This is a genomic window from Azonexus sp. MM2026_4, from assembly GCF_055901855.1.
Genome location: NZ_CM148380.1, coordinates 3,396,415 through 3,423,152, shown reverse-complemented (window position 1 = coordinate 3,423,152; position 26,738 = coordinate 3,396,415). Strand labels below are relative to the sequence as shown.

Genomic DNA, 26,738 nt, shown 5'->3' with positions numbered 1-26,738 from the left:
TCCTGAGCCCTAATCAGTAACGTTCCAGATCGATATCGATCGCCAGCGAACGGATTTCCTTGACCAGCACGTTGAACGATTCCGGCATGCCGGCATCGATCCTGTGCTCGCCCTTGACGATGTTCTCGTACACCTTGGTACGGCCATTCACGTCATCGGACTTGACGGTCAACATTTCCTGCAGCACGTACGAGGCGCCGTATGCTTCCAGCGCCCACACTTCCATTTCCCCGAAGCGCTGACCGCCGAACTGCGCCTTGCCGCCCAGCGGCTGCTGGGTAACCAGCGAGTATGGACCGGTCGAACGGGCGTGCATCTTGTCGTCGACCAGGTGGTGCAGCTTCAGGTAGTGCATGTAGCCAACCGTCACCTGACGCTCGAAGGCATCACCGGTACGGCCGTCGAACAGCGTCATCTGACCGGAAGACGGCATGCCGGCGAGGGCCAGCATGGCCTTGATTTCTTCTTCCTTGGCGCCATCGAAGACCGGCGTCGCGAACGGCACACCTTCCTTGAGGTTGCCCGCCATTTCGAGGATTTCGGCGTCGGTCAGCGAATCCAGATCTTCCGGCTTACCCTTGCTGTTATACACCTCTTCGAGGAAACCACGCACTTCCTTGGCCGTCGCCTGACGGCGCAGCATGTCGCCGATCTTGTGGCCAAGACCCTTGGCAGCGAGGCCGAGGTGGACTTCGAGAATCTGCCCGACGTTCATCCGCGACGGCACGCCGAGCGGGTTCAGAACGATGTTCAACCGGACGGCCGTCGGCCATGTAGGGCATGTCCTCGACCGGCAGGATGCGCGAAACGACACCCTTGTTACCGTGCCGGCCGGCCATCTTGTCGCCGGGCTGCAGGCGACGCTTGACGGCAACATAGACCTTGACCATCTTCTGCACGCCCGGCGGCAGTTCGTCGCCCTGCGTCAGCTTCTTGCGCTTGGCTTCGAAAGCGACGTCGAAGTCCTTGCGTGCCTGTTCCAGGCCTTCCTTGACCTGTTCGAGTTGCAGCGCAATCTCGTCGTCGGCCAGACGGATGTCGAACCAGTGGTGCGGGTCCATGCCGTCCAGGTAGGCCTGGTCGATGACCGTGCCCTTGGCCAGCTTCTTCGGACCACCGTTGGCCTTCTTGCCGAGGATCAGACGACCGATACGCTCGAAGGCGTCGCGTTCGACGATACGCATCTGGTCGGCGAGGTCGAGCTTGTAGTGGCGCAGATGCTCGTCGATGATCGACTGGGCGCGCTTGTCGCGCTCGATGCCTTCGCGGGTAAACACCTGAACGTCGATGACGGTACCGGCAATCCCGGCCGGCACGCGCAGCGAGGTGTCCTTCACGTCGGACGCCTTCTCGCCGAAGATCGCGCGCAGCAGCTTTTCTTCCGGCGTCAGCTGGGTTTCGCCCTTGGGCGTGACCTTGCCGACCAGGACGTCACCGGCGTGCACTTCGGCACCGATGTACACGATACCGGCATCGTCCAGGCGGGACAGTTGCACTTCGCCGAGCGAGGCGATGTCGCGCGTGATTTCCTCGGGACCGAGCTTGGTGTCACGAGCGACGACCGTCAGTTCCTCGATGTGGATCGAGGTGTAGCGGTCTTCGGCAACGACGCGTTCGGAGATCAGGATCGAGTCTTCGAAGTTGTAGCCGTTCCACGGCATGAACGCGATCAGCATGTTCTGGCCGAGCGCCAGTTCACCCTTGTCGGTCGAAGCGCCGTCGGCAACCACGTCGCCCTTGGCGATGATGTCGCCGATCTTGACCATCGGCCGCTGGTTGATGTTCGTGTTCTGGTTGGAACGGGTGTACTTGACCAGGTTGTAGATGTCGACACCGACTTCACCGGCAACGGTTTCATCGTCGTTGACACGGACCACAACCCGGCCGGCATCGACGTAGTCGACGACACCGCCACGCAGGGCGACGACGGCAGTACCCGAGTCAACGGCGACGGTGCGCTCGATGCCGGTACCGACCAGCGGCTTTTCCGGACGCAGACAGGGAACGGCCTGGCGTTGCATGTTGGCGCCCATCAGCGCGCGGTTCGCATCGTCGTGCTCAAGGAAGGGAATCAGCGAGGCAGCAACGGAAACGATCTGGCCCGGCGCCACGTCCATGTACTGGACGCGCGACGGTTCGGCGAGAATGGTTTCGCCCTTCTCGCGGCAGGTCACCAGATCGTCGGCCAGACGGCCTTCGCCGTCGAGCTTGGCGTTGGCCTGGGCAACCACGTAGTTGCCTTCTTCGATCGCCGACAGGTAATCGATTTCATTGGTCACCTTGCTGTCGACCACGCGACGGTAGGCGGTTTCAATGAAGCCGTAGTTGTTGACGCGGGCGAACAGCGCCAGCGAGTTGATCAGACCGATGTTCGGACCTTCCGGCGTTTCGATCGGGCAGACGCGGCCATAGTGCGTCGGATGCACGTCGCGCACTTCGAAGCCAGCGCGTTCGCGGGTCAGACCGCCCGGACCAAGGGCCGAGACGCGGCGCTTGTGGGTGATTTCCGACAGCGGGTTGGTCTGATCCATGAACTGCGACAACTGGCTGGAACCGAAGAACTCCTTGATCGCGGCGCTGATCGGCTTGGCGTTGATCAGGTCGTGCGGCATCAGGTTGTCGGATTCGGCCTGGCTCAGACGCTCCTTGACGGCGCGTTCGACGCGGACCAGACCAGCGCGGAACTGGTTCTCGGCGAGTTCGCCGACCGAGCGGACACGCCGGTTGCCCAGGTGATCGATATCGTCGATATCGCCGCGTCCATTGCGCAGATCGACCAGAACCTTGATCACGTCGACGATATCGCGCGGCGACAGCGTCAGTTGTTCGCGGACTTCGACGTTGGCACCCAGCGGCTTGATGCGGGCGGCCAGTTCATCGGCTACGGCCTTGGTCAGGTTCTCGCTCAAGGCGCGGGCGCCGAAAGGCAGACCGGCAACCAGTTCCTGGATGGTTTCCAGAGCAAAACCGGAAGCTTCGGCGAGGTTCTTCAGTGCCGCCTCGGCACGCGACGCCAGGCCCCTGACCATGACCTTGTGCTCAACCACGTCTTCACGACTGAGACGGCGATTGAACTTCATCCGGCCGACACCGGAAAGATCGTAGCGCTCGTCCGAGTAGAAGAGGCCGTTGAAGAGAATTTCCACGGCTTCTTCCGTCGGCGGCTCGCCCGGACGCATCATCCGGTAGATGGCGATCCGCGCCGCCTGGCGGGACGCAGTTTCGTCGCCGCGCAAGGTGTTGGAAATGAAGGCACCACGATCGAGATCGTTGGTGTAGAGCGTTTCGACGCTGGAGATACCGGCTTCGCGCAGCTTGGCGAGCAGGGTCTCGGTGATTTCGTCGTTGGCGTTGGCGACGATTTCGCCGGAGGTCGTGTTGACGATGTCGCGCGCTACCACGCGCCCCAGCAGGAACTCCTCGGGAACGACGATCTGCTTGATGCCAGCGGTGGCGATATCGCGGATGTGCTTGGCGGTGATCCGCTTGTCCTTGGCGACGATGACCTTGCCGTCCGGCCCCACGAAGTCGAAGCGCGCCACTTCGCCGCGCAGACGCTCGGGCATCAGCGTGAATTCAATCTTCTCGCCGGAAAGCTTGAACAGGTCGAAATCGAAGAATTCGGCAAGAATTTCTTCCGAGGACATGCCCAGTGCCTTGAGCAGCGTCGTCACCGGCATCTTGCGACGGCGGTCGACGCGGAAGAACAGGGAATCCTTCGGATCGAACTCGAAATCGAGCCAGGAACCGCGGTAGGGAATGACGCGGGCGGAGAACAGCAGCTTGCCGGAACTATGCGTCTTGCCGCGGTCATGCTCGAAAAACACACCCGGCGAACGATGCAACTGGGAAACGATGACCCGTTCCGTACCGTTGATGACGAAGGAACCGTTGGTCGTCATCAACGGGATTTCGCCCATGTAGACTTCCTGTTCCTTGACTTCCTTGACCGTATCCGGGGTTTCCCGATCCATCAGGACCAGGCGCACGCGGGCGCGTAGCGAGGCGGCAAAAGTCAGGCCGCGCTGCTGACATTCGACGACATCGAAAGCCGGTTCGCCGAGGGCATAGCTGACAAACTCCAGCCGAGCGTTTCCGGAATGGGAGACAATCGGAAAAATGGAAGTAAACGCAGCCTGCAGGCCTTCGTTCTTGCGCAGCTCCGCCGGCACCTCGGCCTGCAGGAAGTCGGTAAACGACTGCAACTGCGTGGCGAGCAGGAAGGGAACCTCAAGGACGCTCGCACGCTTGGCGAAGCTCTTGCGGATGCGTTTCTTCTCGGTGAAGGAGTAAGTCATGGTAACTCCGTGAAGGTTGAATCAGATGTCGGACCTGTGGAAACAGGCAAACGCAAAGCGGATCGCCCGGTCCTGAGGGAGCGGGAAATCTCGATTTGCGTTTGCCGGCAGGCAGGTAGTCGAGCGGAGGTCTTCAGATAAAAACCGTTTAATGAAGCACAAAAGGGCTGGTGGCGAAAACCACCAGCCCGCAAGGCTGCAATCGATTACTTGATTTCGACCTTGGCGCCAGCGTCTTCCAGTTGCTTCTTGAGCGCTTCGGCGTCGGCCTTGGCAATGCCTTCCTTGACCGGCTTCGGGGCACCGTCGACCAGGTCCTTGGCTTCCTTGAGGCCCAGGCCGGTGACTGCGCGGACGACCTTGATGACTTCAACCTTCTTTTCACCAGCGCCGGTCAGGACAACGGTGAACTCGGTCTGCTCTTCGACGGCAGCGGCAGCAGCAGCCGGGCCGGCAACGGCGACGGCAGCGGCGGAAACGCCGAACTTCTCTTCGAATGCCTTGACCAGGTCATTCAGTTCCATAACGGTCAGGGAGCCGACGGCTTCCAGGATGTCTTCTTTGCTAATTGCCATTTCAATAAACTCCTAATTCAGTTCGTATGCGGTAAGGATCAAGCGGCAGCTTCTTCGCGCTGCTTGGCCAGGGCGTCGAGCGCACGGACGAAGCCGGCGAGCGGAGCCTGCATGACGTACAGCAGCTTGGAGAGCAGCTCTTCGCGGCTCGGCACGGAGGCAAGAGCCTGCACGCCAGCCTTGTCGAGCACCTTGCCGGCATAGGAACCGGCCTTGAGCACCAACTTGTCGTTAGTCTTGGCGAAGTCGTTGAGGACCTTCGCAGCAGCTACCGGGTCGGCGGAAACGCTGTAAATCAGCGGTCCAACCATGTGCTCGGCCAGGCCGGCAAACTCGGTGCCTTCCACGGCACGACGCACCAGGGTGTTTTTCAGCACGCGCAAGTAAACGCCAGACTCGCGAGCCTTCCGGCGCAGCACGGTGAGATCTCCCACCTCGATGCCACGATATTCGGCGATCGCGATCGTCTGGGCGTTGGCTACTTGTGCCGACACCTCAGCCACGACGGCTTTTTTGTCATTCAGATTGAGACCCACAGGTCTTTCCTCCTTTCAAGTCATAACGCGGTGGAGAAATTCCACCGCACCTACGGCGACCTGAACCAGAAGCCCACCGATCAATGGCGATCGGCAAAAATCCGTTTCGGGAACACCGTCTGCGCAGGATGCTTTCGCGATTAAGCCCCGGAAAGGGCACCTGCGGTCTTTGACGATTCGCAGCCGGCAGTCGGAACCGCCGGCTACGACCCAAAGTACTTCTTAGCCAGCCAGGGTGGCCTGATCGACGCGAACGCCGGGACCCATGGTGGCGGAAACAGCAACCTTCTTCAGGTACTGGCCCTTGGCTGCAGCCGGCTTGGCCTTGTTCAGCGCGTCGATCAGCGCCTTCAGGTTGGTTTCCAGATTTTCCACGGAGAACGAAGCACGACCGATCGTGGCATGCACGATACCGGCCTTGTCGGTGCGGTACTGGACCTGACCGGCCTTGGCGTTCTTGACGGCGGTGGTGACATCCATCGTCACGGTGCCGACCTTCGGGTTCGGCATCAGACCGCGCGGACCGAGAATCTGGCCGAGCTGACCGACAATCCGCATGGCATCCGGCGTGGCGATGACGATGTCGAAATTCAGGTTGCCACCCTTGACTTCAGCAGCCAGATCGTCGAAGCCGACGATATCGGCGCCAGCAGCCTTGGCGGCCTCAGCCTTTTCGCCCTGAGCAAAAACGGCGACACGAACGGTCTTGCCGGTACCTGCCGGCAGGACGACGGAGCCGCGGACGACCTGGTCGGACTTGCGCGCGTCGACGCCGAGATTGACGGCGACGTCGATCGATTCGTCAAACTTGGCAACTGCGGTTTCCTTGGCCAGAACCAGGGCTTCCTGCAGCGGATAGAGCTTTTGCGGAACGACCTTGCTGGCAAGAGCCTTTTGCTTCTTCGTGAGCTTGGCCATGTTACAGACCCTCCACGGTAATGCCCATCGAACGGGCGGAGCCGGCGATGGTGCGGATGGCGGCTTCCATGTCGGCAGCCGTCAGGTCAGGCATCTTGGTCTTGGCAATTTCTTCGCACTGGGCGCGCGTGATCTTGCCAACCTTGTCGGTATGCGGCTTGGCCGAACCGGACTTGATGCCGGCAGCCTTCTTGATCAGGATCGTTGCCGGCGGGGTCTTCATCACGAAGGTGAAGGACTTGTCCGCATAGGCAGTGATGACAACCGGAATCGGCAGACCCGGCTCGACGCCTTGCGTCTGGGCGTTGAAGGCCTTGCAGAATTCCATGATGTTCAGACCGCGCTGACCCAGCGCGGGGCCGATCGGGGGCGACGGATTCGCCTTCCCGGCCGGGACTTGCAGCTTGATGAAGCCAACAATTTTCTTGGCCATAATAGCTCCTAGAAGTTGAGTGGTAGCGCGTTCTCGTCGCCGAGGCGACTAATGACGCTCCTCTTGCCGGATTCGAGGCCCCGGCAGGCCTTTAAACCAGGGTCAGGACTTTTCGACCTGACCAAATTCCAGTTCGACCGGCGTCGCCCGACCGAAAATGGTCACCGAAACGCGCAGACGATTCTTCTCGTAATTCACATCTTCGACCGAACCATGGAAATCGGTGAACGGACCTTCCTTGACCCGAACCACCTCACCCACTTCGAACAGCACCTTCGGACGGGGCTTCTCGACCCCTTCCTGCATCTGCTGCATGATCTTGTCGACTTCCTTCTGGGAAATCGGCGCCGGACGATTGGCCGTACCACCGACAAAGCCGGTGACCTTGGGCGTATTCTTTACCAGGTGCCAGGTCTCGTCGTCCATCTCCATTTCGACCAGCACGTAGCCCGGAAAGAACTTGCGCTCGGAAATGGACTTCTGGCCGCCCTTCATTTCGACGACCTCTTCCACCGGCACCAGGATCTGACCGAACTTCTCCTGCATCCCGAGACGATTGACGCGCTCCTGAATGGCGCGCATCACGCTTTTCTCGAAACCGGAGTAGGCATGCACGACGTACCAGCGTTTGCTCATGATTTCTTCCAGCCGAGAACCAGGTCGTACAGCACCCATTCCAGGCTCTTGTCGGTGAGATAGAGGAAGAGCGCCATGACGACAACGAAGGCAAACACCATCGCCGTGGTCTGCATCGTTTCCTTGCGCGTGGGCCAGACGACCTTGCGCGCCTCAACCACGGATTCGTTGGCAAAGGCAAAGAAGCGCTGCCCCTGAGCAGTCTTCCAGGCGACCGCTGCTGCCACAGCCAAACCGGCCAGAACCGCCAGGACGCGCAAAATCATTGCCTGCTCGGAAAGCAGATAGAAGCCAGCCACGCCAGCAGCCAGTAGCACCAGCGCCAGCGAGAACTTGATCTTGTCAGCCATGACGTTCGCGATCTTTAAAGAGAGTGGCAGGGGCGGAGGGAATCGAACCCCCGACCTACGGTTTTGGAAACCGTTGCTCTACCAATTGAGCTACACCCCTGCTGCAGAAACATCAAAGCGCCTCGGTTGCCCGAAGCGCCTTGTTCAAAAGAACAACCGATTACTCGATGATCTTGGAGACGACACCGGCGCCGACGGTACGACCGCCTTCGCGAATGGCGAAACGCAGGCCTTCTTCCATGGCGATCGGCGCAATCAGCTTGACCGTCATCGCCACGTTGTCACCCGGCATGACCATTTCCGTACCTTCCGGCAGCGAGATCGCGCCGGTCACATCGGTCGTACGGAAGTAGAACTGCGGACGGTAGTTGTTGAAGAACGGGGTGTGACGACCACCTTCATCCTTCGACAGAACGTACACTTCGCCCGTGAAGTGGGTGTGCGGCTTGACCGAACCCGGCTTGCACAGAATCTGGCCACGCTCGACGTCTTCACGCTTCGTGCCGCGCAGCAGCGCGCCGATGTTGTCGCCGGCCTGACCTTGATCGAGCAGCTTGCGGAACATTTCAACGCCGGTACAGATGGTCTTGACCGTCGGACGAATACCGACGATTTCGATTTCTTCACCAACCTTGACGATGCCGCGCTCGACACGACCGGTCACAACCGTACCGCGACCCGAGATCGAGAACACGTCTTCGACCGGCATCAGGAACGGCTGATCAACAGCGCGCTCCGGCGTCGGGATGTAGGAATCCAGCGCGTCGGCCAGACGGAAGATCGACGGCTCGCCGATTTCGGACTGGTCACCTTCCAGCGCCTTCAGCGCCGAACCGTGAATGATCGGCGTGTCGTCGCCCGGGAAGTCGTACTTGGAGAGCAGCTCGCGCAGTTCCATTTCGACCAGCTCGAGCAGCTCGGCGTCGTCAACCATGTCGCACTTGTTCATGAACACCAGAACGTACGGCACACCAACCTGGCGGGCCAGCAGGATGTGCTCGCGCGTCTGCGGCATCGGGCCGTCAGCAGCGGAACAGACCAGGATCGCGCCGTCCATCTGGGCGGCACCGGTGATCATGTTCTTGACGTAGTCGGCGTGGCCCGGGCAATCAACGTGGGCGTAGTGACGATTGGCGGTTTCGTATTCGACGTGCGCGGTATTGATCGTGATACCACGGGCCTTTTCTTCCGGCGCCGCATCGATTTCGTCGTATTTCTTCGCCGAACCGCCGAACTTGGCGGACAGCACCGTCGTGATCGCAGCGGTCAGCGTCGTCTTGCCGTGGTCAACGTGACCAATCGTGCCAACGTTGACGTGCGGCTTGGTACGCTCGAATTTTTCCTTAGCCATTCCAGTTCCTCAATAATCAAATTAGCAAACAATCCAGAATCAAAGCTAATCGGTGGTGCCCATGGGCAGGATCGAACTGCCGACCTCTCCCTTACCAAGGGAGTGCTCTACCACTGAGCCACATGGGCCTACCTTAAAACTCCAGCCGTACCGCGTCGTGGAGCGGGTGAAGGGAATCGAACCCTCGTCTTAAGCTTGGAAGGCTTCAGCTCTACCATTGAGCTACACCCGCTTAACCCCTACCCGCAGCACAAACCGCTACAGCATCAATCTGGTGGAGGGGGAAGGATTCGAACCTTCGAAGGCAGAGCCGACAGATTTACAGTCTGTTCCCGTTGACCGCTTGGGTACCCCTCCGGGAGAAGCCGGGATTATCCAGAGCGTCGCCCCCCCTGTCAACAGGCTAGACGAGAAATTCACAACAAAAAGCCGGCTGAAGCCGGCTTTTCAATATTCAGACTAGACGATCAAATCACTTGACCGACAACACCCAGGTGACAAGCTTCTTGGCTTCGTCATCGGTAACCTTGTTCGGCGGCATCGGGATCGCGCCCCAGTTGCCCTTGCCACCAGCAATCACCTTGGCTGCCAGGGTCGCAACGGCACCCTTGTCACCCTTGTACTTGGCGGCAACATCCTTGTAGGCGGGCCCAACCAGCTTCTTGTCGAGGGCGTGACAAGCCATGCAACCCTTGGCCTTGGCCAGGGCTTCGTCGGCGTGCGCCTGACCGGCCACCACGACACCAGCGGCAACCATCATGGCAATGTAAGCAGCTTTCATATTTCTCGCTCCGTTTTGGATAGGTTGATACTTTTAAGACTTGGCGTTATTTCATGAACGGATGATATAGCCCTTCACCGCCAATCGCAATTCTCACTTACAACATTTTCACATCCACCGGCCTGTCGTCAATCGCGTTCCCGGTCGCTGAATTAACGGACAGGCTTCCGAAAAGTTGACTCCCGTTCTATTTCCGACGCTGAATCTGCGTCACATCGCGAACCGCCCCCTTGTCCGCCGAGGTCGCCATCAGCGCGTAGGCTTGCAAGGCTGGCGAGACCAGACGCTGCCGATTCGCGGGCTTCCAGGCCGTTTCGCCCAGCGCGTCCATCGCGGCGCGTCGTCCGGCCAACACTTCATCGCTCACCGCGAGATGGATGCGCCGCCCGGGGATATCGATCTCGATCACATCGCCTTCCTCAACCAGGCCGATGGCTCCGCCGTCGGCAGCCTCTGGCGAAGCATGACCGATCGACAACCCCGAAGTGCCACCGGAGAAACGACCATCGGTGAGCAGGGCGCATTCCTTGCCCAATCCCATCGACTTCAGGTACGACGTCGGATAGAGCATCTCCTGCATGCCCGGGCCGCCCTTTGGTCCTTCATAGCGGATCACGACAACATCGCCGGCGACAATGCTGCCGCCAAGAATTGCCTCGACCGCGGCATCCTGGCTTTCGAAGACGCGCGCCCGGCCGCTGAACTTCCAGATCGATTCATCGACACCAGCTGTCTTGACGATGCAGCCGTCGACTGCAATGTTGCCGTAGAGCACGGCCAGACCGCCATCCTGCGAATAGGCATTGACCTGATTGCGGATGCAGCCGTTGGTGCGATCGAGATCGAGTTCGGGATAACGGCGATCCTGGGAAAACGCGGTCTGCGTCGGCACACCGCCCGGCGCCGCCTTGTAGAACTCGAGCACGTCGGGCGCCGCGCTATGGGTGACGTCGTAGGTGTGAATCGCCTCGCCCAGCGTCTTCATGTGCACGGTCAACACGTCGGTGTGGATCAGGCCGGCACGCGCCAGTTCGGCGAGGATGGCCATGATGCCACCGGCGCGATGCACATCCTCGATGTGGTATTTCTGCGTTGCCGGTGCCACCTTGGCCAGGCACGGCGTCTTGCGCGAGATGCGGTCGATGTCGGCCATCGTGAAATCGACTTCGGCTTCGCGGGCGGTAGCCAGCAGGTGCAGCACGGTATTGGTCGAACCGCCCATCGCGACGTCGAGCGTGATGGCGTTTTCGAAGGCCGCCTTGGTGGCGATCGCCCGCGGCAGGACCGAAGCGTCTTCCTGCTCGTAATAGCGGCGGCAGAGTTCGACGGCGATACGTCCGGCGCGCAGGAACAGCTGCTTGCGGTCGGCGTGCGTAGCGACGACGGTGCCGTTGCCGGGCAGGCTGAGGCCGAGCGCTTCGGTCAGGCAGTTCATCGAGTTGGCAGTGAACATCCCCGAGCACGAACCGCAGGTCGGGCAGGCGGAACGTTCGAAGCTCTCGACTTCGGCGTCGGAAACGCTCTTGTCGCCGGCCTTGATCATCGCGTCGATGAGGTCGACCTTGATCGTCTGGTCCTTCCAGCTGACCTTGCCGGCTTCCATCGGCCCGCCGGAAACGAAGATGACCGGGATGTTCAGGCGCATCGCGGCCATCAGCATGCCCGGGGTGATCTTGTCGCAGTTCGAGATACAGACCATCGCATCGGCGCAATGGGCGTTGACCATGTACTCGACCGAATCGGCGATCAGGTCGCGCGACGGCAGCGAGTAGAGCATGCCGCCGTGCCCCATGGCGATGCCGTCGTCGATGGCGATGGTATTGAATTCCTTGGCGACACCGCCGGCCGCCTCGATCTCGCGGGCGACCAGCTGGCCCATGTCCTTGAGATGGACGTGGCCGGGAACGAACTGGGTGAAGCTGTTGACGACGGCGATGATCGGCTTGCCGAAGTCGCCGTCCTTCATGCCGGTCGCGCGCCACAGGGCGCGGGCGCCGGCCATGTTGCGGCCATGGGTGGAAGTGCGGGAACGGTACTGGGGCATGCTCACTCTCCGTTTAGTATCTGGCGCCGGCACGTAGCTGTCACGGACGCGATCTATAATCGGCCAATTCTAGCCGAATCGATTCGACCATGCTGCTCCATCCTCAGTTCGATCCCGTCGCCATTTACCTCGGTCCGCTCGCCATCCGCTGGTACGGCCTGATGTACCTGCTCGCCTTCCTGCAGTTCATTGCGCTCGGCCGTCTGCGCATCCGCCAGAAGCTGGCGCCGGTCAGCGCCGAACAACTCGACGACCTGCTCTTCTACGGTGTGCTCGGCGTCGTACTCGGCGGCCGCCTCGGCCAGGTGCTGTTCTACGAGCCCGGCTACTACCTGGCCAATCCGCTCGAGATCCTCGCCGTCTGGAAAGGCGGCATGAGTTTCCACGGCGGCTTCCTCGGCGTGCTGCTGGCGATGACGCTGTGGGCAAAAAAAGCCGGCTTACGCTGGCTGACCGTGACCGACTTCATCGCGCCACTGGTCCCACTCGGCCTGGCCGCCGGGCGCGTCGGCAATTTCATCAACGGCGAGCTGTGGGGCCGACTGGCCGACCCGTCACTGCCGTGGGCGATGGTCTTTCCGCAATCGGGCAGCCTCGAACCGCGCCACCCGTCGCAGCTTTACCACGTCGGCCTTGAAGGCCTGGCGCTGTTTGCCATTCTCTGGCTGTGGACCGCAAAGCCCCGGCCGACCGGTGCCACGTCAGGCGTCTTCCTGATTGGTTACGGCAGCTTCCGCTTTGTCACCGAGTTCTTCCGGGAACCGGATCACGGCATCTTCGGCCAGTCGTACACGGTCAGCATGGGGCAGTGGCTGTCGCTGCCGATGGTGCTGGCCGGCGTCGCGCTGCTGACCTTTGCCTACCGCCGGAAATCCCTATAATTATGGATTACTCAAACCACAGCCCGACAGGGAGATAACGCATGACTCGTCCGTTCAAGGTTCTCGGCATCCAGCAAATCGCCATCGGCGGCCCATCCAAGGAAAAACTCAAGACCCTGTGGGTCGACAGGCTCGGCCTCGAGGTCACCGGCACCTTCATGTCGGAGCGCGAGAACGTCAACGAGGACATCTGCGCGATGGGCAAAGGCCCGTTCAAGGTCGAGGTCGACCTGATGCAACCGCTCGATCCGGAAAAGAAGCCGGCCGTACACACGACGCCGCTGAACCACGTCGGCCTGTGGATCGACGACCTGCCGAAGGCTGTCGAATGGCTGTCCGCCAACGGCGTCCGCTTCGCCCCAGGCGGCATCCGCAAGGGCGCCGCCGGCTTCGACATCTGCTTCCTGCACCCGAAGGGCAACGAGGAATTCCCGATCGGCGGCGAGGGCGTCCTCGTCGAACTGGTGCAGGCGCCACCCGAAGTGGTCGACGCTTTCGCTAAACTAGCGGGGTAATTACCACACAGGAGCGAGGACGATGGCCCAACTTCCCGACGAGGATCTCGAGAAAACCCGTTCCGCCCTCGCTCCGACCCTCGATGCCATGGCATCGATCCTGCCCTGGGTCGGCAAGACCCAGCCGGTACGCTACCCGCCTGAACTCAACAAACGCTGGCAAGCCGCCTGCCGGGCATTGGCCGACGACTGGTCGAAGCACGGACGCAGCGCCCCGGAAACGATCCGTCCCCGGGTCTTCGCGCTGCTTGCCGTGGCCATCGAAACCGGCGAAGCCGACTGCCTGCGCTTCGGCGAAACCCTGGCCAGCGTTGCCGATCACCTGGAACACAAGGCGCCGGGCAACCGTCTGAGCGCCGCCCTGAGCGCGGCCACCGAGGCCCTGCTCGACGAAGGCGGCCTGGAAAACCCGCATTTCGGCGAGCGCCTGCGCCATTTCACCGGCCGCCTGGAAGCCGCCTTACGCCCATCGAGCAAGCCCGGCGAGCGCTCCGACGTACTCGACCGCCTCTTCGTACAGGACGCCGAGGAGCGCGTCGCCCGCATGCACGAGGCGCTCGAAGTGCTGCCGATCGACGTTTACGCGATCGAACTGGAAGCCAGCGAGCTGATCCAGCACGCCGAACAGATCGAAATGTGGGGCATCTATCACCAGACCCGGCAGGTGCTCAATTTCGCGCTGCAGCTCGGTGACGCCAGCGAAGCGGTACAGGACCAGGCCGCCCGGGACATTGAGCAGCAGTTGCTGCTGATCGAGCAGGCCCTGCGCAACATCGACTACTGACCGCTCCGCCGGCCATAAAAAAGGGAGACCGCGGTCTCCCTTTTTGCTGCTCGCTCAGCGACCGCCGAGCGCGGCGATGCGTTCCTCGAGCGGCGGATGAGTGGAGAACAGCGCCATGAACCCGCCCTTGCCGCCAGCGATACCGGACGCCGCCATGTTCTGCGGCAAGGGTTCGGTATGCAGGTTGCCGAGGCGACGCAAGGCGTTCTGCATCGGTAGCGGCGAGCCCATCAGCCCGGCAGCGCCGGCATCGGCGCGGAATTCGCGCTGCCGCGAAAACCAGGCGACGACGATAGTGGCGAGAACACCGAAGACGATCTCACAGACCATGCTGGTGACCATGTAGCCGATGCCCGGGCCGCTGCTCTCCGAATCGTTGCGGCGCAGGAAGGAATCGACCAGATAGCCGACGACGCGCGAAATGAAGATGACGAAGGTGTTTACAACGCCCTGGATCAGCGTCAGCGTCACCATGTCGCCGTTGGCGATGTGTGCCACCTCGTGCGCCAGCACCGCCTCGACTTCCTCGCGGGTCATGCTCTGCAGCAGACCGGTGGACACCGCGACCAGCGAACTGTTCTTGCTGGCGCCGGTGGCGAAGGCGTTCGGTTCGCCGTCGTAGATCGCCACTTCCGGCATCGGCAGGTTGGCGCGCTTGGCCAGGCGGGCAACAGTATCGACCAGCCAGACTTCGGTGGACGAAGAAGGCTGCTCGATGACGCGGGCGCCGGTGCTCCACTTGGCCATCGACTTGGAGATCAGCAGCGAGATGAAGGAACCGCCGAAGCCGATCACCGCGGCGAACGCCAGCAGCATGCCGAGATTGAGCCCGTTGGCGGTGAGGAACCGATTGACGCCGAGCAGACTGGTCACCACGCTGAGTACCAGCATGACCGCCAGGTTGGTCAGCAGGAAAAGTACGACGCGTTTCATGTTGAACTCCGGGTGTGATGAAAACGGCGCCATGTTAACACGCGTTGGAATAACGAAAAAAACGTAGCAAAATTGAGGTCAACTTCGTTTTTTTCGAAAACCATGCTCAATTACAAACACCTCCATTACTTCTGGGTTGTCGCCAAGGAAGGCAGCATCACCCGTGCCGCCGAGCGCCTCGGCGTTGCCGTGCAGACGATCAGCGGCCAACTCGGCCTGCTCGAGCGACAACTCGGCAAGGCGCTGTTCAACAATCAGGGACGCGGTCTGGTGCTGAGCGACGCCGGGCGCAAGGCGCTGGCCTACGCCGACCAGATTTTCCTGCTCGGCGAACAGTTGGAGGAAGTCCTGCAGCACGACAGCGACGACACCATCCTGCGCCTGCGTGTCGGCATCTCCGACGGCATCCCGAAGCTGCTCGCCTACCGACTGCTCAACCAGGTCAGCGCGATGCCGGGCGACGTCCGCCTGATCTGCGACGAGGGCGAATTCGAAAACCTGCTCGCCGAACTGGCACTGCATCGCCTCGACGTCGTGCTCACCGACCGGCCGGCGCCGGTCGGCGGCAACCTGAAGGTATTCAGCACCCACCTCGGCGAATTTCCCACCGCCCTCTTCGCCACCGCGCCACTGAGCGAGCGCTACGGCAGCGGTTTTCCGGAAAGCTTGGCGCGCGCGCCGCTGCTGTTGCCGACGCGGCACAACGCGCTGCGCAACCGCATCGACCGCTGGCTCGAGGAAAACCAGGTGTCCCCGCGCATCGTCGGCGAATTCGAGGACAGCGCCCTGCTCACCACCTTCGGTCGCGGCGGCTTCGGCATATTCCCGGCGCCGCTCGCTCTCGCCGAGCAATTGGCCAGCGAATACGACGCCCGGCCGATCGGCACCCTGGATGGCGTCAGCGAGCATATCTACGCCATCTCCAATGAACGGCGCATCCGCCATCCGGCAATCGAGGTGCTGTGCCGAGCCGCGCCGCAGCCAGCGGCAACGGGAGCGGTATAATCCGCACTCCATTCCCCACCCCGAATCCCCCCGATGCTTTTCCGCAAACTGGCCGCGCTGGCGGCCGTTCTCATTCTTTCCTTTGCCGCGCTCGCTCAGGAGCAAACCACGCCGCCGCAACTCGCCGCCAAGTCCTGGCTGCTGATCGAAATGGGCTCGGGACAGACCCTGGCCGCCGAAAAACCCAACCAGCGACTGGAACCGGCCTCGCTGACCAAGCTGATGACCGCCTACCTGAGCTTCTCGGCGCTACGCCAGAAGACGCTGAACTTGCAGCAGACCCTGCCGGTCTCGGAAAAGGCCTGGCGCATGGGCGGCTCCAAGATGTTCGTCAAGGTCGGCAGCCAGGTGGCGGTCGACGACCTGATCAAGGGCATGATCGTGCAGTCCGGCAACGATGCCTGCATCGTCCTCGCCGAAGGCATTGCCGGCAGCGAACAGGGCTTTGTCGACCAGATGAACCGCGAAGCCCGCCGCCTCGGCATGACCGCGACCAGCTTCCGCAACGCTACCGGCATGCCGGACCCGGCGCATTACACCACCGCCCACGACCTTGCGCGCCTCGCTGCGGCGCTGATCCGCGAGTTTCCCGAGGAATACCGCCGCTATTACTCGATGAAGGAATTCACCTACGGCAACATCACCCAGCCCAACCGCAACCGCCTGCTGTGGACCGACCCCAGCGTCGATGGCGTGAAAACCGGTCACACCGATGCTGCCGGCTACTGCCTGATCTCCTCGGCGATCCGCAACCAGCGCCGCTTGCTGTCAGTGGTCCTCGGCACCGCTTCCGACGCCGAGCGCGCCAGTGAATCGCAGAAGCTGCTCAACTGGGGCTTCTTCGCCTACGACGCGGTGACGCTCTACAAGAAGGGACAGGCGGTATCGACGCAGCGCGTCTGGAAGGGCAAACAGAACCAGATCGCCGCCGGCTTCGCCAACGATTTCATCGTCGCCGTACCGAAGGGACAGGCAGCCAGGCTGCAGGCGCAACTGGTGAACCAGCCGCGCCTGATGGCGCCGGTCCAGCAGGGGCAGGCCGTGACCACGCTGAAACTGACCCTGGACGGCAAACCCTACGGCGAATACCTCGTCCCGGCTCTTGAAAATGTGCCGCTCGCCGGCATCTTCGGCAGAGCCTTCGATACCGTCAAACTCTGGTTCAACTGATGCCATGACCGCCTACGTCGCCGATCCCGTCTATCTCAATGGGCAGTTTCTACCGCTGGCAGAAGCCGGCGTGTCGCCGCTCGACCGCGGCTTTCTCTACGGCGACGGCGTCTACGAGGTAATTCCCGTCTATTCCCGGCGCCCGTTCCGGTTGGCGGAGCATCTCGCGCGACTGCAGGCGACGCTCGCCGGCATCCGTCTCGACAACCCACTGCCGCTGGCCGAATGGCAGGGGATCGTCGAGCGCCTGATCGAACAGGCGCCCTGGGACGACCAGTCGATCTACCTGCAGGTGACGCGCGGCGCCGACGACAAGCGCGACCACGCCTTTCCGCCGGCCAGCGTGCCGGCGACGGTGTTCGCCTTCGCTTCGCCGCTGGTCACGCCTTCGGCCGCCGTCCGCGCCGCCGGCGTCGCCGCCATCACCGTCGCCGACCAACGCTGGGCGCGCTGCGACCTCAAGGTGATCTCGCTGCTGGCCAACGTGCTGGCCCGCCAGCAGGCGGTCGAACAGGGCTGTGCCGAGGCGCTGCTGATCCGCGACGGTTTCATGAAGGAAGGCGCCGCCTCCAACATCTTCATCGTCAAGGACGGCCTGCTGCTGGCCCCGCCGAAGACGCAACTGATGCTGCCCGGCATCACCTACGACGTGATCCTCGAACTGGCGAAGCAGCACCAGTTGCCTCTGGAAGTGCGCGAAATCGGCGAAGCGGAACTTCGCGCCGCCGACGAGGTCTGGATGACCTCGTCGACCAAGGAAGTGCTGGCGATCACCACGCTCGACGGAAAACCCGTCGGCAATGGAAAGCCCGGCCCGGTCGGCGAACGGATGTGGCAGTGGTATCAGGATTTCAAGAACACGATCATGCGCAAAGGCTGAGATGGCTTCGTACAAGGACACCCTCCTCGAATTTCCCTGCGACTTTCCCCTGAAGATCATGGGCAAGGCGCACGACGAGCTCGCCCAGGTAGTGCTGACCATCGTCACTCGCCACGCCCCGGATTTCGACGCGACAACGGTGGAAATGCGCGCCAGCTCCGGTGGCAACTACCTGAGCCTGACCTGCACCGTGGTCGCCACCTCGAAGCCGCAGCTCGACGCACTGTACACGGAACTGACCGCCCACCCGCTGGTGAAGGTCGTCCTCTAAGGTGAACATCGTCGTCAAACGCCTGGGCCGGGTCGACTATGAACCGACCTTCCAGGCCATGCTCGATTTCACCGCCACGCGGACGTCCGAGACGCCGGACGAGTTGTGGATCGTCGAGCATCCGCCGGTGTATACGCTCGGCCAGGCCGGCAAACCGGAACACATCCTGCGCGACGTCGGCATCCCGCTGGTCAAGATCGACCGCGGCGGCCAGGTCACCTACCACGGCCCCGGCCAGGTGGTGATCTACCTGCTGCTCGACCTCTCTCGGCTGAAGATCAAGGTGCGCGCACTGGTCACCGCCATCGAACAGGCGGTCATCGATCTGCTCGCCGGCTACGGCGTCACCGCCGAACGCCGCGACGGTGCCCCCGGCGTGTATGTCGGCCCTGCCAAAGTGGCGGCGCTCGGCCTGCGCATCCGTAACGGCTGTTCGTATCATGGCGTCTCGCTGAACGTGGACATGGATCTGTCGCCGTTCGACGCGATCAATCCCTGCGGCTATCCCGGCCTGCAGGTCATCCAGACCAAAGACCTGGGCATTCCGCTCACCGCTCACGAGGCGGGCGAGCAACTCTCGCAGCACCTGCTGCAGCAACTGGACAATCAACATGGCTGAAACGAAGCAAAAAGGCGTCAAGCAAAAGGGCGAGCTGAAGACCGCGCGCATCCCGATCAAGGTCGTCCCGGTCGCCGAACCGCTGAGGAAGCCCGAATGGATCCGCGTCAAGGCCGGCAACAGCGCCGGCCGCTTCGGCGAGATCAAGACCATGCTGCGCGAGAAGAAGCTGCACACCGTCTGCGAGGAAGCCACCTGCCCCAACATCGGCGAATGCTTCGGCCGCGGCACCGCGACCTTCATGATCCTCGGCGACATCTGCACGCGTCGCTGCCCGTTCTGCGACGTCGGCCACGGCCAGCCGCTGCCGCCCAACCCGGACGAGCCGCGCGAGTTGGCCGAATCGGTCGCCGCGCTCAAGCTGCGTTATGTCGTGATCACCAGCGTCAACCGCGACGACCTGCGCGACGGCGGCGCCCAGCACTTCGTCGACGTCATCAAGAACGTCCGCGAGCTGTCGCCGACGACCACCGTCGAAACCCTGGTCCCCGACTTCCGCGGGCGCATGGACGTGGCGCTCGATGTCCTCGGCGGCGCCCTGCCCGACGTGCTGAACCACAACATGGAAACCGTGCCGCGCCTCTACAAGCAGGCCCGCCCCGGCGCCGACTACCAGCACTCGCTGGACTTCCTCAAGCAGTTCAAGGCCCGCTACCCGAAGGTGTCGACCAAATCCGGCCTGATGGTCGGCCTCGGCGAAACCGACGAGGAAATCCTGGAGGTCATGCGCGACCTGCGCGCCCACGACGTCGAGATGCTGACCATCGGCCAATACCTGGCGCCGTCCGGCCACCACCTGCCGGTAACGCGCTACGTCCATCCGGACGTGTTCAAGATGTACGAGCTGGAAGCAAAGAAGATGGGCTTCACCGGCGCCGCCTGCGCGCCGATGGTCCGCTCAAGCTACTGGGCCGACCAGCAGGCGCACAGCGCCGGCGTCGCCTGAGTCAGCGCGCGCCGGGCGGCGGTGCCGGCGGTTTGCCGGCCGGGGGCGCCGGAATCCCGGCATCCTCGGCACGCTGGGCGCGCCCCTGACTGAAATTGCCCGACACCGGCACGCGGTGTCCCTTGGCATACATGCACTGGACGTAGGCGTTGTCGTACTGGCGCTGCGTGCCGACCCGCGAAGCCCGGCCATGCTCGGCGCCGGCGGCGGTTCCGCCGAGCAGGCCGACCCCGGCGCCGACCCCGGCGCCCCGGCTGTTGCCGCCGATCGCCGCGCCGGCGATGGCGCCCACTGCGGCACCGACGGCGGCGCTGGTCACCGCCGATTCGCGCGCCGCCTCGCCGGCATTGGTGCCGCCGATCTGCCGCATCGCGTCGTCCTTGCACCAGGCCTCGTCGGCGCGGAAGCTCTCGATGCTGCGACCGGTCCCCGGTAGCACCATGACGCTGGGCCCAGTGGGCAAGACCGTGCAGGCGCCAAGCGCCAGCAGGCAGGGAAGCAGGGAAAATCGGAATGCGCTGGACATGGTTTTCAGCCTTTCATTGACCGGATCGGGGCAGCACCGGCACCCAGTCTTCGGGACAGGTCCGAGCCTCTGGGTAATAGGCCCGGGCGCTGGCGCAGTAATACCAGTAATCCTCGCTGACTGGCGCCGGAGCCGGTTCGGCCTGCTCGATATAGACGGGCGGCGGCGCTGGCGGCGTGACAACTACCGGCGGGTAGGGAGGATAGTAGGGGTACCAGGGGAAGGGGTCCCAGAAAGGCGACCAGAGGGGTGCCCCGATAACCACGCCGACATGCGCCCGGCGACCATGGGCCATCGCTTCCTGGCTGGTCAGCACAAGCAGGCCGCAACAAAGCAAAAAGAGGCTGGCGTATCTCATGGAAACTCCCCAACTGATGGCAAAAGCTTAAGCGCTCGCGCCGGCGGGAGCCAATGGCAAATTGCTACAGATTGTAATCGCCGACCACTCAGGAAATATCCCGCTCCAGCAATTCTGCCCGCACGCGGCGCAGCCCTTCCGGCATCTTCAGCGTCTGCCGGTCCCAGCCCTCGATCACCAGCACCTGCTCGAGGCAGGCCTCCATGATGGCGTGGGATTGGGCGGTAGCTTCGGCAATGCAGCGGTGCACGCTACCGTCATTTTCGGGCTCCGTCGCGCAGCACATCTGGTAGCGGTGCAATTCGCGCAAGCTGCGTAACTGCGCCGCTACCTGGCCCGGACAGGCGCACATGTAGATGGTTGCCTCTTCGACAATCTGTTCCAGTTCCTGGTCGGAGAATCGCTTCGGCAACCCCATCTCGGCACCTTAAAGGAGATTCAGCTTCTTCGCCGCCGCCCGCAGCTCCTCGCGGAAATTGGGATGGGCGATGGCGATCAGCGCCTCGCAGCGCTGCTTGGCGCTCTTGCCACGCAACTGGGCAACCCCATGCTCGGTGACAACATAGTTGATGTCGTTCTTGCTGGTGCTGACGTGTGCTCCCGGGGTCAGCGTCGGCACGATCCGGGAAATGGTGTCGTCCTTGGCCGTCGACGGCAGCACGATGAAAGCCTTGCCGCCGTTCGAGCGGTTTGCCGCGCGAACGAAGTCGGACTGGCCGCCGGTGCCGGAATAGGGCTTCGGTCCCAGGCTTTCCGAACCGCACTGGCCGAGGAAATCGATCTGCATGGTGGCGTTGATGCAATGCAGGTTGTCGTTCTGGCCGGCCAGGAAGGGATCGTTGGTGAAATCGACCGGGTGCATTTCCAGCGCCGGGTTGCGGTGCATGAAATCGTAGAGCTTCTTCGAACCGAGGGCGAAAGTCGCCAGCATCTTGCCGCGATGGACATTCTTGCGCTGATTGGTGACAACGCCGGCTTCGACCAGGGTCATGATGCCGTCACCGATCATTTCGGTGTGGATGCCGAGGTCGCGCTTGTGGGTGAGCTGCATGACCACCGCGTCGGGAATGCCGCCGTAGCCGATCTGCAGGGTGGCGCCGTCGGGAATCATCTCGGCGACGTGAGCGCCGATCGCTTCCTGGACCGGGCCGATCTTCGGCAGGCCGACTTCGAGCAGGGGATCGCTGCTTTCGGTGAGGGCGGCGACCCGGGAAATGTGGATGTGGCAATCGCCGTTGGCGAAAGGGACGTTGGGATTGACTTCGAGCACCACCGCCCGCGCCCGCTCGATTGCCGCCATGGTGTAGTCCGGCGCCAGCGCCAGCGAGAAGTAGCCATGTTCGTCCATCGGCGAGGCCAGCGCGAAGACGACGTCGGACGGGGTCAGGCCGCGCTTGATCAGCATTGGCAGCTCGGAGAAATAAGCGGGAACGAAGTCGATCCATCCCTCCTGACCGCCCGGACGAGTCGCGCCACCGAAGAAGTAGGCGCTGTGACGGACATGCTCGACCGTCTCCGGATCGATGTAGCCAAACTTGCGCAGCGGCAGAATTTGCGAAACCGTGATCCCGCGGTAGTTGCGTCGCGCGTCGGAAAGCGCGGTCAGCAGGCTGGGCGGTTCACCAACGCCGGTCGGCACGACGATGGTATCGCCATCGCTGAGCACCTGGATGGCGTCGGCGGCCGACATGCGCTTGGATTCGTAAAGGTTCTGGACGGACATGCTGATCTCCTGTGTTGTTTTTTATTTTGAGCCGGATGGCTCGCTCCGCATTGTCGCGAAAAAAACCGGAGAGTCAAACACTACCGCGCCATCGGCCCTGCTTCAGCGCTCCCGGTTACTGCCCGCCACCATGCGGATCTCGAACAGCCGGCATTCGAGCGGCCCGTTGAACAGCGGCGTCTTGCGACTCGGCTTGAGGCCGACCAGTTTGGGCAGCCGCAGGTCGGCGGTGAAGAAGAAACAGTTCCAGCCCGCCCAGCGCCGCTTCAGGGCGCTACCCAGCAGGGGGTAGAAGGCCGCCAGTTCGTCCTGCTCGCCGATGCGCTCGCCGTAGGGCGGGTTGCTCAGCATGACGCCCGTCGGCGCCGGCGCCTCGATGTCCAGCAGATCGGCGAGTTCAACCTGCACGCAATCGGCGAAGCCGGCTTCCTGCAGGTTGCGCCGGGTGGCGCGCACAGCGCGGTCGTCGTTGTCGGAGCCGAAGATCGGCAGCGGCCCGGCCGGCTTCACCCGCGCCTCGGCGGCGGCGCGAATCTGCGCCCAGGCCAGGGCATCGAACTTCTTCAGCAACTCAAAAGCGAAACCGCGGTCGAGGCCGGGCGCCCGGTCAAGGGCGACCTGCACGGCTTCGAGCAGAAAAGTGCCGCTGCCGCACATCGGGTCGATCAGCGGCGTCCCCGGCTGCCAGCCGCTCAGCTTGAGGATGCCGGCGGCGAGGTTCTCCTTCAACGGCGCGTCCACGCTGGCCTTGCGGAAACCGCGCTGCCACAGCGGTCGGCCTGAGGTGTCGAGATACAGCGTACAGAGGTTTTCGGTCAGGAAGACGTGGATGCTGACGTCGGGATCGCGCGTCTCGATATTGGGGCGCTCGCCGAAGTCCTCGCGGAAACGGTCGCAGACGGCATCCTTGACGCGCAAGGTGACGTAGTCGAGCGACTTCAGCGGGCACTTGATCGCCGTCGTCACCACGCGCATCGTCCGCGTCACCGCGAAATGATTCGGCCACAACTGGCGCAGCGCCAGTCGGTAGATGTCGTCTTCCTTGACGTAGGGCCCGGTCACCAGGTGCCAGAGGATGCGTGTCGCCAGGCGCGACTCCAGGTTGGCGCGGTAACAGACCGCCCAATCGCCGGAAAAATGGACGCCGCCGTGGGTGGTGCGCAGGTTTTCCGCGCCGATGCCCCGCAGTTCTTCGAGCAGGAGTTCTTCGAGGCCGCGCGGGCAGATGGCGAAATATTCGTTCATGTCAGAAGGGCTTGAGGACGACGAGGAAAAGGACGATCAGCAGGACGATCACCGGGATTTCGTTGAAGAAGCGGTACCAGACGTGCGACTTGCTGTTGCGCCCGCGGTTGAAATCGCCGAGCAGGCGACCGCAATACAGGTGATAGGCGGCCAGACCAACGACCAGCGTGGTCTTGGCATGCAGCCAGCCGCCGGAAAAGTTGTAGGCAAACCACAGCCAGAGGCCGGTCGCCACCGCCAGCACGCCGAGCGGCGTCATGAACTTGTAGAGCTTGCCCGACATCAGCAGCAGGCGTTCGCGCTCGGCGATGCTGTCGGCCGGCACCATCGCCAGATTGACGTAGATGCGCGGCAGGTAGAACAAGCCGGCGAACCAGGAAATGACCATCCAGATATGCAGGGTCTTCACGACGAGCATGCGTTTCTCCTTGAGATGGCCTCGGCAATTCCGACGTCGACCGTCGGATAGGCGAGGCTCAGTTTTAATTCCTGCTTCAGCCGGCGGTTGCCGATGCGGCGCGATTCGCGCATGAACGACAACTGCGGCGCCGAGACGGCCTGCGCCAATTGCGCCAGCGGCAGGCGCGGTGGCCGCGGCAGATGGAAGGCATCGGCGACGCGGTCGAAGTAGTCGGCCATTTTCAGGTCCGAGTCATCGACTGCATTGTAGGCGCGATTGGCGGCACCGCGCCGGATCGCCGCGCGACAGGCGGCGGCGAGATCGTCGGCGTGAATGTGATTGGTGAATACGTCCTCGTCGGCGGACAGCGCCGGCAACCGCTGCTCCAGCCGCGCCAGCGGCAGACGATCGGCGGCGTAGATACCGGGCGCGCGCAGGATGCTGACGGCGACGCCGCGGCGCGCCCCCCAGGCCCGCAACTGGTGTTCGGCATCGACCCGGCGCTGCGCCCGCGCATTGGCCGGCGAGCAGCGCCGGGTCTCGTCGATCCGGGCACCGGCGCAATCGCCATAGACCCCCGTGGTGCTTACGTAGATCAGACGACGTGGTAGACTTTTCGCGCTTTCCAGTGCGGCCAGCAGGTGCTGAGTTCGCGTGTCGCGCTTGCCACTGGCCGGCGGTGGCGCCAGGTGCAGGACGATGTCGGCGAGGCCGCCGAGGCGAAGCAGGCTGCGCCGGTCGTCGAGATCGCCGGCCACCGGCAGCGCGCCGGCGCGGCGCCATTCTGCATGGCGCGCCGCATCGCGCAGCAGGGCGTAGACGCGGTAATGCGGCGCAAGCAGGGTAAGGATGCGGCGGGCGACGTCCCCGCTGCCGACAATCAGGATTTTTTGCACGTCGGCATTGTAGCCGACGACCAAGGGGAACCGATGCGCTACCAAGTGACAGTCCAGCCAAGCGGCCGCCAGTTCGAGGCCGAAGCCGATGAATCCCTGCTCGAGGCCGCGCTGCGCCAAGGGCTGACCATGCCCTACGGCTGCAAGGACGGCGCCTGCGGCGCCTGCAAGGGCAAGGTCGTGGAAGGCGCGGTCAACCACGGCAAGACCAGCGCCCTGAGCGACGACGACAAGGCGGCCGGGCTGACGCTCTACTGCTGTGCCCACGCCACCTCCGATCTGGTCATCGAGTGCAAGCAACTGCGCTCGGCGCACGACATCCCGGTCAAGACCCTGCCGGCCCGCATCGAGAAGATGGAGAAGCTGGCCCCCGACGTCATCGACATGCACCTGCGTCTGCCGGCGGCAGAGCACCTGCAGTTCCTCGCCGGCCAGTACATCGACATCCTGCTCAAGGATGGCCGCAAGCGCAGCTTCTCGCTGGCCAACGCGCCGTACGAGGACAATCTGCTGCAACTGCACATCCGGCACGTTCCCGGCGGCTTCTTCACCGAGCAGGTGTTCACCACCATGAAGGTGCGCGACATCCTGCGCTTCGACGGCCCGCACGGCGGCTTCAGCCTGCACAACGAGGCCGGCAAGCCGATCATCCTGCTCGCCGGCGGCACCGGTTTCGCACCGATCAAGTCCATCGTCGAACAAGCGATCGCCGACCGCTACCCGCACCCGCTGCACATCTACTGGGGCGCCAAGGCGCGCGTCAACCTCTACCAGAACGCGCTACCGGAAATGTGGGCGGCCAGCCACGCCAACATCCACTACGTGCCGGTCCTTTCCGAACCGGCCGCCGACGACGCCTGGACCGGCCGTACCGGTTTCGTCCATCACGCGGTGCTGGCCGATTTCCCCGACCTCTCCGGCCACCAGGTCTATGCCTGCGGCTCGCCGGTGATGATCGACATCGCCCGCAAGGACTTCATTAGCCAGTGCGGCCTGCCGGAAGAAGAGTTCTTCTCCGACGCCTTCACCTTCTCGGCCAACTGAGCATGTTCGGCGTCGCCGACTACGGCGCTTTCGTCGCCGCCGTGCTGATCTTCCTGGCAATCCCGGGACCAGGCAACCTGGCGCTGCTGACCTCGACCGCCAAGGGCGGCGTGCGCGGCGGCCTGGCGGCGACGCTCGGCGTCATCCTCGGCGACCAGGTGCTGATGTGGGCCGCGGTGGCCGGTGTTGCCGCGCTGCTCGCGGCGCACCCGGCGGCCTTTGCCGCCATCCAGTGGAGCGGTGCCGCCTACCTCGCCTGGCTCGGCCTGCGCATGCTGTTTGCCAAGCCCGGCGCCGCGCCGCTGCTCGACATCAAGCCTTACCACTACCTGCGCCAGGCGATGGCAATCACCCTGCTCAATCCGAAGGCGATCATCTTCTACATGGCCTTCTTCCCGCTCTTCGTCGATCCGGCGCGGCATCGCGGCCTGCTCACCTTCGCCTTCATGGCCGGCAGCATCGCCACGCTGACCTTCCTCTACTGCATCACCGTCATCGCCCTCTTCCGCAAGCTGGGCAACCGCCTGCAGGCCGGCTCGCCGCTGGCGCGCTGGCTGGAGAAGCTGGCCGGCGTCGCGCTGATCGCCTTCGGCGTCCGCCTGCTCGGCGAACGCTGAGGC

The 26,738-nt window shown here is 63.1% G+C and carries 28 protein-coding genes, 4 tRNA genes and 1 pseudogene; 11 read left to right on the top strand and 22 right to left on the bottom strand.

The genetic code is table 11. The features are described from left to right. Positions 1–13 precede the first annotated feature (13 nt). The 14 genes and pseudogenes from rpoB to ilvD all read right to left on the bottom strand — a co-directional run bounded on the left by rpoB (position 14) and on the right by ilvD (position 11,922). Positions 14–4,298 (bottom strand): annotated as a pseudogene (rpoB, locus tag AC0KWY_RS16055) (DNA-directed RNA polymerase subunit beta). 206 nt (positions 4,299–4,504) lie between these two features. Further along, on the bottom strand, positions 4,505–4,873 hold the full coding sequence (gene rplL, locus AC0KWY_RS16050; protein WP_474026488.1) for a 50S ribosomal protein L7/L12: 369 nt from the start codon (positions 4,871–4,873) through the stop codon (positions 4,505–4,507). Between the two features lie 38 nt (positions 4,874–4,911). Then, positions 4,912–5,409 carry a 50S ribosomal protein L10 gene (rplJ, locus tag AC0KWY_RS16045; RefSeq protein WP_474026487.1) on the bottom strand — a complete coding sequence of 166 codons (498 nt, stop codon included), beginning with the start codon at positions 5,407–5,409 and terminating at the stop codon, positions 4,912–4,914. A gap of 222 nt (positions 5,410–5,631) precedes the next feature. Continuing rightward, a complete protein-coding gene (gene rplA, locus AC0KWY_RS16040; RefSeq protein WP_474026486.1) occupies positions 5,632–6,327 on the bottom strand; it encodes a 50S ribosomal protein L1 in 696 nt (231 codons plus the stop codon). Between the two features lies 1 nt (position 6,328). Then, complete coding sequence (gene rplK, locus AC0KWY_RS16035; RefSeq protein ID WP_275707754.1) at positions 6,329–6,760, bottom strand: 50S ribosomal protein L11; 432 nt, start codon at positions 6,758–6,760, stop codon at positions 6,329–6,331. Positions 6,761–6,862: 102 nt separating this feature from the next. Beyond that, positions 6,863–7,396 carry a transcription termination/antitermination protein NusG gene (gene nusG / locus AC0KWY_RS16030; protein WP_474026485.1) on the bottom strand — a complete coding sequence of 178 codons (534 nt, stop codon included), beginning with the start codon at positions 7,394–7,396 and terminating at the stop codon, positions 6,863–6,865. Continuing rightward, the gene (secE, locus tag AC0KWY_RS16025) at positions 7,393–7,746 is read right to left on the bottom strand and encodes a preprotein translocase subunit SecE (protein ID WP_474026484.1); all 354 of its coding nucleotides are present in this window, start codon (positions 7,744–7,746) and stop codon (positions 7,393–7,395) included. The genes nusG and secE overlap by 4 nt, the downstream gene beginning before the upstream one ends. Positions 7,747–7,770: 24 nt before the next feature. After that, positions 7,771–7,846, bottom strand: a tRNA-Trp gene (locus AC0KWY_RS16020). A 60-nt stretch (positions 7,847–7,906) separates the two neighbouring features. Then, a complete protein-coding gene (gene tuf / locus AC0KWY_RS16015; protein ID WP_474026483.1) occupies positions 7,907–9,097 on the bottom strand; it encodes an elongation factor Tu in 1,191 nt (396 codons plus the stop codon). 53 nt (positions 9,098–9,150) lie between these two features. Further along, positions 9,151–9,225: transfer RNA gene (locus AC0KWY_RS16010), tRNA-Thr, on the bottom strand. Positions 9,226–9,255: 30 nt separating this feature from the next. After that, positions 9,256–9,329 (bottom strand) — tRNA-Gly (locus tag AC0KWY_RS16005). A gap of 40 nt (positions 9,330–9,369) precedes the next feature. Further along, positions 9,370–9,454, bottom strand: a tRNA-Tyr gene (locus AC0KWY_RS16000). Positions 9,455–9,569: 115 nt separating this feature from the next. Next, positions 9,570–9,878, bottom strand: a complete 309-nt coding sequence (locus tag AC0KWY_RS15995) for a c-type cytochrome (RefSeq protein ID WP_474026482.1) — start codon at positions 9,876–9,878, stop codon at positions 9,570–9,572. 187 nt (positions 9,879–10,065) lie between these two features. Beyond that, positions 10,066–11,922, bottom strand: coding sequence for a dihydroxy-acid dehydratase (ilvD, locus tag AC0KWY_RS15990; protein ID WP_474026481.1), 1,857 nt, complete (start codon positions 11,920–11,922; stop codon positions 10,066–10,068). 89 nt (positions 11,923–12,011) lie between these two features. Here ilvD and lgt point away from each other — a divergent pair, with 89 nt between their 5' ends. Genes lgt through AC0KWY_RS15975 form a run of 3 tightly spaced genes read left to right on the top strand, consistent with a single transcriptional unit; the run spans position 12,012 to position 14,102 of the window. Beyond that, positions 12,012–12,803, top strand: a complete 792-nt coding sequence (gene lgt, locus AC0KWY_RS15985; RefSeq protein WP_474026480.1) for a prolipoprotein diacylglyceryl transferase — start codon at positions 12,012–12,014, stop codon at positions 12,801–12,803. 41 nt (positions 12,804–12,844) lie between these two features. Further along, positions 12,845–13,318 (top strand): VOC family protein, encoded by a 474-nt coding sequence (locus AC0KWY_RS15980; protein ID WP_474026479.1) that lies wholly within the window; start codon positions 12,845–12,847, stop codon positions 13,316–13,318. Between the two features lie 22 nt (positions 13,319–13,340). After that, positions 13,341–14,102 carry a hypothetical protein gene (locus AC0KWY_RS15975; protein ID WP_474026478.1) on the top strand — a complete coding sequence of 254 codons (762 nt, stop codon included), beginning with the start codon at positions 13,341–13,343 and terminating at the stop codon, positions 14,100–14,102. Between the two features lie 54 nt (positions 14,103–14,156). On the opposite strand, the gene htpX is transcribed toward AC0KWY_RS15975, so the two are convergent. Next, entirely contained in the window at positions 14,157–15,035 is an 879-nt protein-coding gene (htpX, locus tag AC0KWY_RS15970) for a protease HtpX (protein WP_474026477.1), read from the bottom strand. A gap of 102 nt (positions 15,036–15,137) precedes the next feature. Between htpX and AC0KWY_RS15965 the strand changes: the two genes are divergently transcribed. Genes AC0KWY_RS15965 through lipA form a run of 6 tightly spaced genes read left to right on the top strand, consistent with a single transcriptional unit; the run spans position 15,138 to position 19,926 of the window. Then, positions 15,138–16,040, top strand: a complete 903-nt coding sequence (locus AC0KWY_RS15965) for a LysR family transcriptional regulator (protein ID WP_474026476.1) — start codon at positions 15,138–15,140, stop codon at positions 16,038–16,040. A 33-nt stretch (positions 16,041–16,073) separates the two neighbouring features. Further along, on the top strand, positions 16,074–17,210 hold the full coding sequence (locus AC0KWY_RS15960) for a D-alanyl-D-alanine carboxypeptidase family protein (RefSeq protein WP_474026475.1): 1,137 nt from the start codon (positions 16,074–16,076) through the stop codon (positions 17,208–17,210). Between the two features lie 4 nt (positions 17,211–17,214). Continuing rightward, positions 17,215–18,090 carry a D-amino acid aminotransferase gene (locus AC0KWY_RS15955; protein WP_474026474.1) on the top strand — a complete coding sequence of 292 codons (876 nt, stop codon included), beginning with the start codon at positions 17,215–17,217 and terminating at the stop codon, positions 18,088–18,090. Position 18,091: 1 nt separating this feature from the next. Then, on the top strand, positions 18,092–18,361 hold the full coding sequence (locus tag AC0KWY_RS15950; RefSeq protein ID WP_474026473.1) for an HP0495 family protein: 270 nt from the start codon (positions 18,092–18,094) through the stop codon (positions 18,359–18,361). A gap of 7 nt (positions 18,362–18,368) precedes the next feature. Beyond that, positions 18,369–18,980: a lipoyl(octanoyl) transferase LipB gene (lipB, locus tag AC0KWY_RS15945; RefSeq protein ID WP_474029743.1), complete on the top strand. Its 612-nt coding sequence runs from the start codon at positions 18,369–18,371 to the stop codon at positions 18,978–18,980. After that, the gene (gene lipA, locus AC0KWY_RS15940; protein WP_474026472.1) at positions 18,973–19,926 is read left to right on the top strand and encodes a lipoyl synthase; all 954 of its coding nucleotides are present in this window, start codon (positions 18,973–18,975) and stop codon (positions 19,924–19,926) included. Before lipB ends, lipA begins: the two co-directional genes overlap by 8 nt. Before the next feature lies 1 nt (position 19,927). On the opposite strand, the gene AC0KWY_RS15935 is transcribed toward lipA, so the two are convergent. The 7 genes from AC0KWY_RS15935 to AC0KWY_RS15905 all read right to left on the bottom strand — a co-directional run bounded on the left by AC0KWY_RS15935 (position 19,928) and on the right by AC0KWY_RS15905 (position 25,074). Then, positions 19,928–20,452, bottom strand: a complete 525-nt coding sequence (locus AC0KWY_RS15935; RefSeq protein ID WP_474026471.1) for a YMGG-like glycine zipper-containing protein — start codon at positions 20,450–20,452, stop codon at positions 19,928–19,930. A 13-nt stretch (positions 20,453–20,465) separates the two neighbouring features. Then, positions 20,466–20,810, bottom strand: a complete 345-nt coding sequence (locus AC0KWY_RS15930; RefSeq protein WP_474026470.1) for a hypothetical protein — start codon at positions 20,808–20,810, stop codon at positions 20,466–20,468. 88 nt (positions 20,811–20,898) lie between these two features. Further along, complete coding sequence (locus tag AC0KWY_RS15925) at positions 20,899–21,222, bottom strand: hypothetical protein (RefSeq protein WP_474026469.1); 324 nt, start codon at positions 21,220–21,222, stop codon at positions 20,899–20,901. Between the two features lie 15 nt (positions 21,223–21,237). Further along, positions 21,238–22,533, bottom strand: coding sequence for an acetyl-CoA hydrolase/transferase family protein (locus tag AC0KWY_RS15920; RefSeq protein WP_474026468.1), 1,296 nt, complete (start codon positions 22,531–22,533; stop codon positions 21,238–21,240). A 102-nt stretch (positions 22,534–22,635) separates the two neighbouring features. Beyond that, complete coding sequence (locus tag AC0KWY_RS15915; protein ID WP_474026467.1) at positions 22,636–23,778, bottom strand: THUMP domain-containing class I SAM-dependent RNA methyltransferase; 1,143 nt, start codon at positions 23,776–23,778, stop codon at positions 22,636–22,638. A 1-nt stretch (position 23,779) separates the two neighbouring features. After that, positions 23,780–24,196 carry a CopD family protein gene (locus AC0KWY_RS15910; protein ID WP_474026466.1) on the bottom strand — a complete coding sequence of 139 codons (417 nt, stop codon included), beginning with the start codon at positions 24,194–24,196 and terminating at the stop codon, positions 23,780–23,782. Further along, positions 24,184–25,074, bottom strand: a complete 891-nt coding sequence (locus AC0KWY_RS15905) for an NAD-dependent epimerase/dehydratase family protein (RefSeq protein ID WP_474026465.1) — start codon at positions 25,072–25,074, stop codon at positions 24,184–24,186. Before AC0KWY_RS15905 ends, AC0KWY_RS15910 begins: the two co-directional genes overlap by 13 nt. A 33-nt stretch (positions 25,075–25,107) precedes the next feature. Between AC0KWY_RS15905 and AC0KWY_RS15900 the strand changes: the two genes are divergently transcribed. Both AC0KWY_RS15900 and AC0KWY_RS15895 read left to right on the top strand, forming a co-directional pair. Further along, positions 25,108–26,118, top strand: coding sequence for a CDP-6-deoxy-delta-3,4-glucoseen reductase (locus AC0KWY_RS15900; protein WP_474026464.1), 1,011 nt, complete (start codon positions 25,108–25,110; stop codon positions 26,116–26,118). Between the two features lie 2 nt (positions 26,119–26,120). Further along, positions 26,121–26,735, top strand: a complete 615-nt coding sequence (locus tag AC0KWY_RS15895) for a LysE family translocator (RefSeq protein ID WP_474026463.1) — start codon at positions 26,121–26,123, stop codon at positions 26,733–26,735. Positions 26,736–26,738: the final 3 nt, after the last annotated feature.

Bases quoted from the DNA above. Each gene is read 5' to 3' on its own strand.
- lipA (WP_474026472.1), top strand. From the start codon at position 18,973: ATGGCTGAAACGAAGCAAAAAGGCGTCAAGCAAAAGGGCGAGCTGAAG.
- AC0KWY_RS15930 (WP_474026470.1), bottom strand. From the start codon at position 20,810: ATGAGATACGCCAGCCTCTTTTTGCTTTGTTGCGGCCTGCTTGTGCTG.
- lgt (WP_474026480.1), top strand. From the start codon at position 12,012: ATGCTGCTCCATCCTCAGTTCGATCCCGTCGCCATTTACCTCGGTCCG.
- rplA (WP_474026486.1), bottom strand. From the start codon at position 6,327: ATGGCCAAGCTCACGAAGAAGCAAAAGGCTCTTGCCAGCAAGGTCGTT.
- AC0KWY_RS15915 (WP_474026467.1), bottom strand. From the start codon at position 23,778: ATGAACGAATATTTCGCCATCTGCCCGCGCGGCCTCGAAGAACTCCTG.
- AC0KWY_RS15920 (WP_474026468.1), bottom strand. From the start codon at position 22,533: ATGTCCGTCCAGAACCTTTACGAATCCAAGCGCATGTCGGCCGCCGAC.
- tuf (WP_474026483.1), bottom strand. From the start codon at position 9,097: ATGGCTAAGGAAAAATTCGAGCGTACCAAGCCGCACGTCAACGTTGGC.
- AC0KWY_RS15900 (WP_474026464.1), top strand. From the start codon at position 25,108: ATGCGCTACCAAGTGACAGTCCAGCCAAGCGGCCGCCAGTTCGAGGCC.
- AC0KWY_RS15965 (WP_474026476.1), top strand. From the start codon at position 15,138: ATGCTCAATTACAAACACCTCCATTACTTCTGGGTTGTCGCCAAGGAA.
- AC0KWY_RS15935 (WP_474026471.1), bottom strand. From the start codon at position 20,452: ATGTCCAGCGCATTCCGATTTTCCCTGCTTCCCTGCCTGCTGGCGCTT.
- htpX (WP_474026477.1), bottom strand. From the start codon at position 15,035: ATGAAACGCGTCGTACTTTTCCTGCTGACCAACCTGGCGGTCATGCTG.
- AC0KWY_RS15980 (WP_474026479.1), top strand. From the start codon at position 12,845: ATGACTCGTCCGTTCAAGGTTCTCGGCATCCAGCAAATCGCCATCGGC.
- secE (WP_474026484.1), bottom strand. From the start codon at position 7,746: ATGGCTGACAAGATCAAGTTCTCGCTGGCGCTGGTGCTACTGGCTGCT.
- ilvD (WP_474026481.1), bottom strand. From the start codon at position 11,922: ATGCCCCAGTACCGTTCCCGCACTTCCACCCATGGCCGCAACATGGCC.
- AC0KWY_RS15910 (WP_474026466.1), bottom strand. From the start codon at position 24,196: ATGCTCGTCGTGAAGACCCTGCATATCTGGATGGTCATTTCCTGGTTC.
- AC0KWY_RS15955 (WP_474026474.1), top strand. From the start codon at position 17,215: ATGACCGCCTACGTCGCCGATCCCGTCTATCTCAATGGGCAGTTTCTA.
- rplK (WP_275707754.1), bottom strand. From the start codon at position 6,760: ATGGCCAAGAAAATTGTTGGCTTCATCAAGCTGCAAGTCCCGGCCGGG.
- AC0KWY_RS15950 (WP_474026473.1), top strand. From the start codon at position 18,092: ATGGCTTCGTACAAGGACACCCTCCTCGAATTTCCCTGCGACTTTCCC.
- AC0KWY_RS15960 (WP_474026475.1), top strand. From the start codon at position 16,074: ATGCTTTTCCGCAAACTGGCCGCGCTGGCGGCCGTTCTCATTCTTTCC.
- nusG (WP_474026485.1), bottom strand. From the start codon at position 7,396: ATGAGCAAACGCTGGTACGTCGTGCATGCCTACTCCGGTTTCGAGAAA.
- AC0KWY_RS15895 (WP_474026463.1), top strand. From the start codon at position 26,121: ATGTTCGGCGTCGCCGACTACGGCGCTTTCGTCGCCGCCGTGCTGATC.
- AC0KWY_RS15995 (WP_474026482.1), bottom strand. From the start codon at position 9,878: ATGAAAGCTGCTTACATTGCCATGATGGTTGCCGCTGGTGTCGTGGTG.
- rplL (WP_474026488.1), bottom strand. From the start codon at position 4,873: ATGGCAATTAGCAAAGAAGACATCCTGGAAGCCGTCGGCTCCCTGACC.
- AC0KWY_RS15975 (WP_474026478.1), top strand. From the start codon at position 13,341: ATGGCCCAACTTCCCGACGAGGATCTCGAGAAAACCCGTTCCGCCCTC.